We start from the raw sequence: 7,320 nt of genomic DNA, 5'->3' as shown, positions 1-7,320 counted from the left end.
GTACCGTTGGTAGAATTCAAGTTAGTGATTGTACCGTTGGTTGCTGTTAAATTACTAACGGTAGCATTATTGGTGACATTTAAGTCTTTAGTTCTGGTTGTACCATTAACAGTTAAATCTCCGCCAATCGTTGCACCATTGCTCGTTGTAATGCTGGTGAAATTCGGTGAATCATTAACAGATAATGTAATATCTTTGCCGCTTTGAGTGATATTAAGATTTTTTCCTGCAATAACTTTTACAGTATCGCCCATCTGAACATTGGTCGAACTATTACCTTCTACATTACCGCCTTCGGCCTTTCCTGTATTGATGTTCCAACCTTGATTAACTTTATTTAGGGCGGTGTTTGCCGTAGTGTTAGCCGCATTTGCAGTTGTATTGGCAGTATTTGCAGTTGTGTTAGCTGCATTTGCAGTTGTATTAGCAGTATTTGCAGTTGTGTTAGCTGCATTCGCAGTCGTATTAGCAGTATTTGCAGTTGTGTTAGCTGCATTTGCCGTTGTATTAGCTGCATTCGCAGTCGTATTAGCTGTATTTGCCGTCGTGTTAGCGGCGTTAGCAACCTTGCTTACATCATCTAACTGTCCTTTATTTACCGCATCTGTTTTTTCTGTACCATTCTTAACATTAGTGATCTTATTATCACCCATGTGTACAGTGGAACCACTTTGGAAAGTAATATTTTTACCTTCACCTCCAAGTAGAATGTTACCACGTAAATTTGATGTACCGGATACTGTTAATGAACCACCGGCGGCTACATTCAATTTCTTGTCCACATCGACTTGAGTAAATTTCGGATTATCAACGGTCTTGACTGTAATTGTGCTACCGTTACGCTCTACATTAATATTTTTTCCTTGAGCAATATTGATTGAACTATTTCGTGTGATCTTCTCACCAGCATCATCATTAACTTTAAGCAAGAAACTAGAATTATTGAGTGCATTATTAATTGCATCTGATACGGTTTTAGCGGTTGTTAAACCTGATGTGCCTGAAACGTTGGTCATTCCTTTTGCATCAGTAGAAATATTTTGTGTCACCACATTCATTTTGACAGATGAACTATTATCACCATCGGTAACCACTGCTGTTGTATAGTCGCCATTAGTGAAATTCACTAAACCATCATTATTAATACGAGATTTTGTACTGCCGTTTTGTTGAATATTAAAACCCGTATGTTTCATTGCTTGATAAAGTTGGCTACCATTGATTGCATCGGTTGATGTTGCTGAAACCCGCCCTGCTGCAACATTAATAATTTGGCGTTTCATTGTTCCATTGCCAACAGATACAACCCTAGTAATATCATTACTATCGCTAGGATCCCCTGTTTTGGCTGCTCCAGCAAAATTATCAGTGTTAATATTGTTGCCAGAATCATTCTTTACTGTAAAGTTTGTTGATGTTCCAGCTCGTTCAGTTTCTGAATAAAAGCCTAATGCCACACCACCTTGATGAACGGCTTTAGAATTAGCCCCTATCGCAGTTGCATGGTTCTGCCAAGGAGCGCCTGCCGTAGCATTCGCTCCTAACGCTACGGTTTCACCTGACTTAGCAGTAGCCCCTGTTCCAATAGCGGTTGTTAATTCACCATTTGCAGTTGCCTTTACCCCTACTGCCACACTGGCTTTATCAGTACGACCATTTGATGCAGAGGCATATTGACCAATCGCAACACCTGTTCCTGCGGTAGTATTCGTACCAATAGCTGTACCACCTGCCGCTGTCGCTTTAGATAAAAAACCAACAGCTGTTGCTCCTTCACCATTTGCTGTAGCGTTGGCTCCGAAGGATGCAGTACCTCTTCCGTCTGCTTGAGAGCGACCACCAACTGCAGTAGCTTCCAAACCATTAGCATTTGTATATCCACCAACTGCTACTGAAGGGAAATCCTGATCACCGTTATTACTTCCCGTAGCACTTGCCCGATAACCAAGTGCTACCCCAATTCTTGTTGTTACATTCGAGCCGGTACCAATTGCGATAGCTCCTGGGGCTGCGGCTTTTGCTCGAGTTTCACCCCACTGTTTATTATTTTCTATACCAATAGCAATTGCATTACTATCACCAGTTGCTTCACCACCTGCAATTGCAGTACCTTGCCCCGATTTGTGTTTAATTTCCCCACTACCGGCTTGTATGGCGAAAGCATTTGGTACCACCACTGCCATCATCACTGCAGATGTAATAGCAATAGTCTTAATACCGGCAAAAGATTTCCCTTTTACTTCACTTTTATCCGAAACCTCAACGGTGCTATTAGAGGAGGATTTACAATGCCCTTTTGCTAACTCAGATACCGCCATCCAAGTTTGCGTGGTGTGGTTGAAAATTACTTTAAAGATTTTGTTCATGATAGTATCCCTATAGGTTGAATTAGTATAATTTTACCCTTCATAAAAAGTGTCGGGTAAAAACCAACTTAGCTACTCGGTATAAATATTGTCGAATAATAACGCAATTTTTGAATAGAGTATAGAAAAATAAAGAACACGAAAAAATAAGCCAAGAATAAAATTTTTCTTCGACGTAATGAGGGCTAACTACAATTCTTGCGTAAATGATTTCCATCTCCTTTGTGTAGTTTGGCTAAGATCAAGAGCAATAAAACAGCAAAAATAGATGAGGTTAAGAATGTATAGCTGAAGGCTTGTTGCAATAGCTCCCCTTCATCACCAAAAAGTTGACGATAAACATTCAAAATAATAGATGAGACGGCAATCCCAAAGCTAATGCCCACTTGTTGGACAATGCTGAGCACTGTTGCTCCTGCACTGGCTTGTGCTTGAGAAAGATCGCCTACAGCCAATGTATTCACAGCGGTGAAAATCATTGACATACAGGCCCCATACCACATTAAATTACAGATAATCCAGCCAAGTGAGGTTTGAGCGCTGAGCCATGCCATTGAGATAATCCCCATAGCCATAAAAAGTGCGGATGAAATCAGCGTAGTTTTATAGCCGAATTTATTCAGAATATGTCCGATGAAGATTTTGAATATCACTGACATTAAGGCAATGGGCATAAGTAACCAACCGGACATTTCAGCACTATATCCAAAAGAAAGTTGAAACATTAACGGTAATAAAAATGGTACGCCGGAAGCGGACAAACGAATAAATAAATTAGCCAGTATGCCCAAGCTAAATGTTCTAGTGCGAAATAGGGAAAGTGGTAGGAGCGCCCGTTCATTTCCTTTCGCATAAATCACATAAATAGCCAATAAGCAGATGCCGAGAATAAGTGCACTATAAGTGGGTAATGGATTTTGACGAGTTTCACCCAGTAAATCTAAACTGAGCGTTAATCCCACCAAACCTAGCGCGAACAATAAAAAGCCTATCCAATCCAACTTTTCTTCATCGCCCTTGATATTGTTCATTACCCTACTAGAAGCCCAAATACCCAATATACCAATAGGGATATTAATTAAAAAGATCCAGTGCCAAGTTGCATGAATCACCAACCATCCCCCTAAGATCGGTCCTAAAATCGGTCCGATTAAACCGGCTGTTGCCATTAAATTCCAAGCGTTAAGGAGTTGATGTTTAGGAACGGATTGAATAATGGCTAAACGGGCGACCGGCATCATAAATGCCCCGCCAATGCCTTGAATAACGCGTGCGAGAATGAGGATTTCTAAATTAGGTGCAGCGGCACAAGCTACAGATCCTAATACAAATGTGAAGACAGCACTTCGAAAAACAGTGAGTGTACCGAATTTTGCCGTCACCCATGCTGTGAGGGGAATAAACAAGGCGACTGCTAAAGAATAGGTGATGATCGCCATTTGCATTTCAAACGCCGATTTATGCAAATCGACAGAAATTGTCGGTAATGCGGTATTTAAGATCGTGGCATCAAGGCTTTGCATAAAAAGCGCCATTGCCGCTACCCAAGCCAAGCCTTGATAAGTGCGGGTATCCGTCATTTTCTTTCCTGTGAACGGAGCCAAGTTTCGATAAAATCAGCTATTTGTGGAATTTGGTTAATATCTAACAAAGTGCGGTCGATTTCAAGGGAATAATTGGTAGCGAGGGCAAGGACATTGTTGTCTATTTCCGGCAAGGATTGTGCCATTTCCTGACGGTGTAAAAGAATTTTCGGAATCGGCTCTTGTTTAAACCCTTCTATAAGAATTAAATCCGTTAATGTGCGATCAAATTGTTGAGCCAGATAATTTATCGAAACCGGTGAGGGTGTTTCTGTCATCATCGCCCAGCGGTTATCGCATGCCATTATCACTTGGGCAGAGCCTGCCTCTTTCATTCGCCAACTGTCTTTCCCTTCTTTATCCACCTGTGCATTATGATGACTGTGTTTGATCACAGACACTCGAATTCTGCGTGCGATAAGTTCGGGAATGAGTTTTTCCAAAAGAGTGGTTTTACCGCTACCACTATAACCGGTGATACCAAGAAGGGGAATTTGAATACGCATAAAAATAACCTTAAAAACGACCGCACTTTAACGATTTTCAAACAGTAAAAACCCCGATAAATCGGGGTTGATGATATTTATCGGGAATTTTTTAAGAGATGATTTGCCCAAATAGCGCCAGCGATACCAATCAATGCAATAATGCCAAGACCAATTGTAAGTTCCATATTATCTTTTCTCCGATAGTTGACGAAAAAACCGGCCCATTACTAAAAAAATATAAGCAATGATAAGTAAAAAAGCAATATTAGCCCCTTTAAAAGCAAGGGAATTTTCGCCATGAGAGTATAACAGGCATCGCTAGAATGGCAACTTTTGCAATATCATCCGTTAATTTTGACCAAGCTGATAATGAGCTTTTCTCAATGGGGGAGCGGAATAAATTAAACATGATTTTCTCCGTTTTAAATAAAAACGGGATTTTGTTTGATTTTATGTTTCTTTACTTCGCCAAGTATTCAAATTTGCGAGGAGTTTCGCAGAAAAAATTAAAAGTGCGGTTAAATTTTCCCACATTTTCAAGAAAGCACACGTAACAAAACCGGCTGAAACTCTGTTTGTTGCCCTAGTTTTTTAGTGTATCTCTTAATGAAAACAAAGGAAGTGGTGGTAAAAAGAAAAATAACCAAAGCACGGCTCAATTCATTTTCGCTGATGTAATGGGATAACCCCGTCGCCAGAAGCAAAATGGCAAGCGGCACGATGTACATCAATAAGGCGGAAAACAACATGGATTTTTCTTCTAAACCAATTTCTACTATTTGTCCTTCACGTAAAGGCATGATGGTTTCTACGGTGAGAATATGTTCGCCACGTTTGCCGTTGAGTTCGGAAAGGCTTGACGTGCCACAACTGTTTTTTGCTGCACACTGTCCGCAGGCACTTTGGGATTGGCATTTCACTTTTGCAAGGCCATTTTCGTAGCTGATGACGACCGCACTTTCTTTTAACATTGCGCTTCTCCCAAATAAATATCAAAGCGGTGATTCTTCGTTTCGCGACAAAAGTGCGGTTGTTTTTTTGCGAGAAATTCCGCATAGTCAGGGCGTTTTACTACCACGCGTTTTCGGGCGAGCCGCAAGGCCGGGGTAAGTAATTCATCCGCATCCAAATCCGCCCCGACTAAATGCTGAAACACTCGCATTTCTTTTTTTACCAAGGCGGATTTTTGTTTGTGGGGATACATTGGGTCAAGATAAACCACGTCTGCACAGTCCGTTTCAGAGGTTAATTCATGAATATGACGAACCTTTAATAAATGCAAATTTTGCTGCAACATTTCCCCAATTTCTTCATCTTGGTAGGCTCGAGTTAAGCCGTCTTGCAGCAGTAAATGCACAACGGGATGGCGTTCTACCAAACGTACTTGGCAACCGATAGCGGCTAGGACAAAGGCATCACGCCCTAATCCTGCGGTGGCATCAATGACTGTAGGAAATTCATTCCCTTTAATGCCTACCGCTTTTGCCACTGCTTCACCCCGACCACCGCCAAATTTTCGTCGATGAGCCATCGCTCCGCCCACAAAATCCACATATACCGCACCCAGTTTGGGTTCGTCTAATTTGCGTAATTCCAAATGGTCGTTCGTTTGTACCAATGCAAGGGGGCTTTGATCGTCATGGATAATGCCCATTGAGCCGCAAAGTGCGGTTAAATTTTCGAGCGTTTTTTCCGTTGATTCGGAAACCAATCGAATCCTTACTTGCGAATCAGCCATACGCCGCTTTCCATATGCTCGGTGTAAGGAAATTGATCGAACAACGCTGCTTTTTCAATACAGTGTGTTTTTGACAGTTCTTGCAAATTATCACATAAGGTGTGAGGGTTGCATGAAATATACAAAATACGATCATAGCCCTGCACTAATTTTACTGTGTCAGGATCAAGCCCGGCACGGGGCGGATCCACAAAAATCGTGTTGCATTCATAAGTGGTTAAATCAATGCCTTTTAGTCGATTGAAGTCCCGAACACCGTTCATGGCTTGGGTAAATTCTTCGGCAGACATTCGAATAATTTGCAAATTATTCACGTTATTTTCTGCGATATTAAACTGTGCGGCAGCCACGGACGGTTTCGCAATTTCCGTGGCAAGCACTTTGCGGAAATTTTGTGCCAGGGCAATCGAGAAATTACCATTACCACAATAAAGTTCAAGCAAATCGCCTTCACTCCCTGTTGTGCAATCTATTGCCCATTCCAACATTTTACAATTCACCACGGCATTTGGTTGGGTGAAACTGTTTTCCACTTGGCGATACACATAATTTCGCCCGGCGACAGGTAGAATTTCGTCCACATAATCTTGATTCAGACAAATTTTTTGTTTACTTGCTCTGCCAATCAATTGAACATCAAAACCCAGCTCAATAAGCTGCCCTCTTAACTTTTCCGCTGCCTGTTGCCATCCTTCCGTAAGCGGTTTGTGATACAAAAGGCTAACGATAATTTGATTACTCAAGGTGCTGAGATAATCAATTTGGAACAGTTTTTTATGTAAAATTTCTTGTTGTTTGAGCAAGGGAAGCAAGGTTTGCATCATTTGGTTAATGAGTTTACTTGCGATAGGGAATTGGTCCACACGGTAAGGTTTACGCGTGTTTTGATCAAACATAATATGATAAAAATCATCCTGTTCGTGCCAAATGCGAAATTCAGACCGCATACGATAATGGCTGATGGGTGAATCAAACACTTGAATTGTTGGCGCATTAAATGGGCGTAGAAGTGCGGTCAGTTTTTCCTGTTTTTTTTGTAGTAATTCGGTGTATTGAGAAACGGGGAGTTGCATTCGTTGAGTCCAGCTGTATAGGGTCAAAGCAATTTATAGAATAAACAAAGGCAGACGTCTGCCTGCCTTATC

The 7,320-nt window shown here is 41.4% G+C and carries 6 protein-coding genes and 1 pseudogene; all 7 read right to left on the bottom strand.

What is annotated here, in order from left to right; genetic code table 11:
- A partial coding sequence (locus A3GE_RS0104750; protein ID WP_018356132.1) for an ESPR-type extended signal peptide-containing protein occupies positions 1-2,366 on the bottom strand: 2,366 nt, incomplete at its 3' end.
- A 185-nt stretch (positions 2,367-2,551) separates the two neighbouring features.
- Positions 2,552-3,946 carry a DHA2 family efflux MFS transporter permease subunit gene (locus tag A3GE_RS0104745; RefSeq protein WP_018356131.1) on the bottom strand — a complete coding sequence of 465 codons (1,395 nt, stop codon included), beginning with the start codon at positions 3,944-3,946 and terminating at the stop codon, positions 2,552-2,554.
- Positions 3,943-4,455, bottom strand: coding sequence for a molybdopterin-guanine dinucleotide biosynthesis protein MobB (gene mobB, locus A3GE_RS0104740; RefSeq protein ID WP_018356130.1), 513 nt, complete (start codon positions 4,453-4,455; stop codon positions 3,943-3,945). Before mobB ends, A3GE_RS0104745 begins: the two co-directional genes overlap by 4 nt.
- A gap of 168 nt (positions 4,456-4,623) precedes the next feature.
- Positions 4,624-4,846, bottom strand: a pseudogene (locus tag A3GE_RS11760) (hypothetical protein).
- A 127-nt stretch (positions 4,847-4,973) separates the two neighbouring features.
- On the bottom strand, positions 4,974-5,408 hold the full coding sequence (locus A3GE_RS0104725) for a SoxR reducing system RseC family protein (protein WP_018356127.1): 435 nt from the start codon (positions 5,406-5,408) through the stop codon (positions 4,974-4,976).
- Entirely contained in the window at positions 5,402-6,175 is a 774-nt protein-coding gene (locus A3GE_RS0104720) for a class I SAM-dependent methyltransferase (RefSeq protein WP_026215395.1), read from the bottom strand. Before A3GE_RS0104720 ends, A3GE_RS0104725 begins: the two co-directional genes overlap by 7 nt.
- Positions 6,157-7,248, bottom strand: a complete 1,092-nt coding sequence (trmA, locus tag A3GE_RS0104715; RefSeq protein WP_018356125.1) for a tRNA (uridine(54)-C5)-methyltransferase TrmA — start codon at positions 7,246-7,248, stop codon at positions 6,157-6,159. The genes A3GE_RS0104720 and trmA overlap by 19 nt, the downstream gene beginning before the upstream one ends.
- Between the last annotated feature and the right edge of the window lie 72 nt (positions 7,249-7,320).

It is taken from the genome of Rodentibacter pneumotropicus DSM 21403, assembly GCF_000379905.1.
GTDB classification, from domain to species: Bacteria; Pseudomonadota; Gammaproteobacteria; order Enterobacterales; family Pasteurellaceae; genus Rodentibacter; species Rodentibacter pneumotropicus.
This window is presented reverse-complemented; position numbering and strand designations above follow the sequence as displayed.

Bases quoted from the DNA above. Each gene is read 5' to 3' on its own strand.
- A3GE_RS0104745 (WP_018356131.1), bottom strand. From the start codon at position 3,946: ATGACGGATACCCGCACTTATCAAGGCTTGGCTTGGGTAGCGGCAATG.
- A3GE_RS0104725 (WP_018356127.1), bottom strand. From the start codon at position 5,408: ATGTTAAAAGAAAGTGCGGTCGTCATCAGCTACGAAAATGGCCTTGCA.
- A3GE_RS0104720 (WP_026215395.1), bottom strand. From the start codon at position 6,175: ATGGCTGATTCGCAAGTAAGGATTCGATTGGTTTCCGAATCAACGGAA.
- trmA (WP_018356125.1), bottom strand. From the start codon at position 7,248: ATGCAACTCCCCGTTTCTCAATACACCGAATTACTACAAAAAAAACAG.
- mobB (WP_018356130.1), bottom strand. From the start codon at position 4,455: ATGCGTATTCAAATTCCCCTTCTTGGTATCACCGGTTATAGTGGTAGC.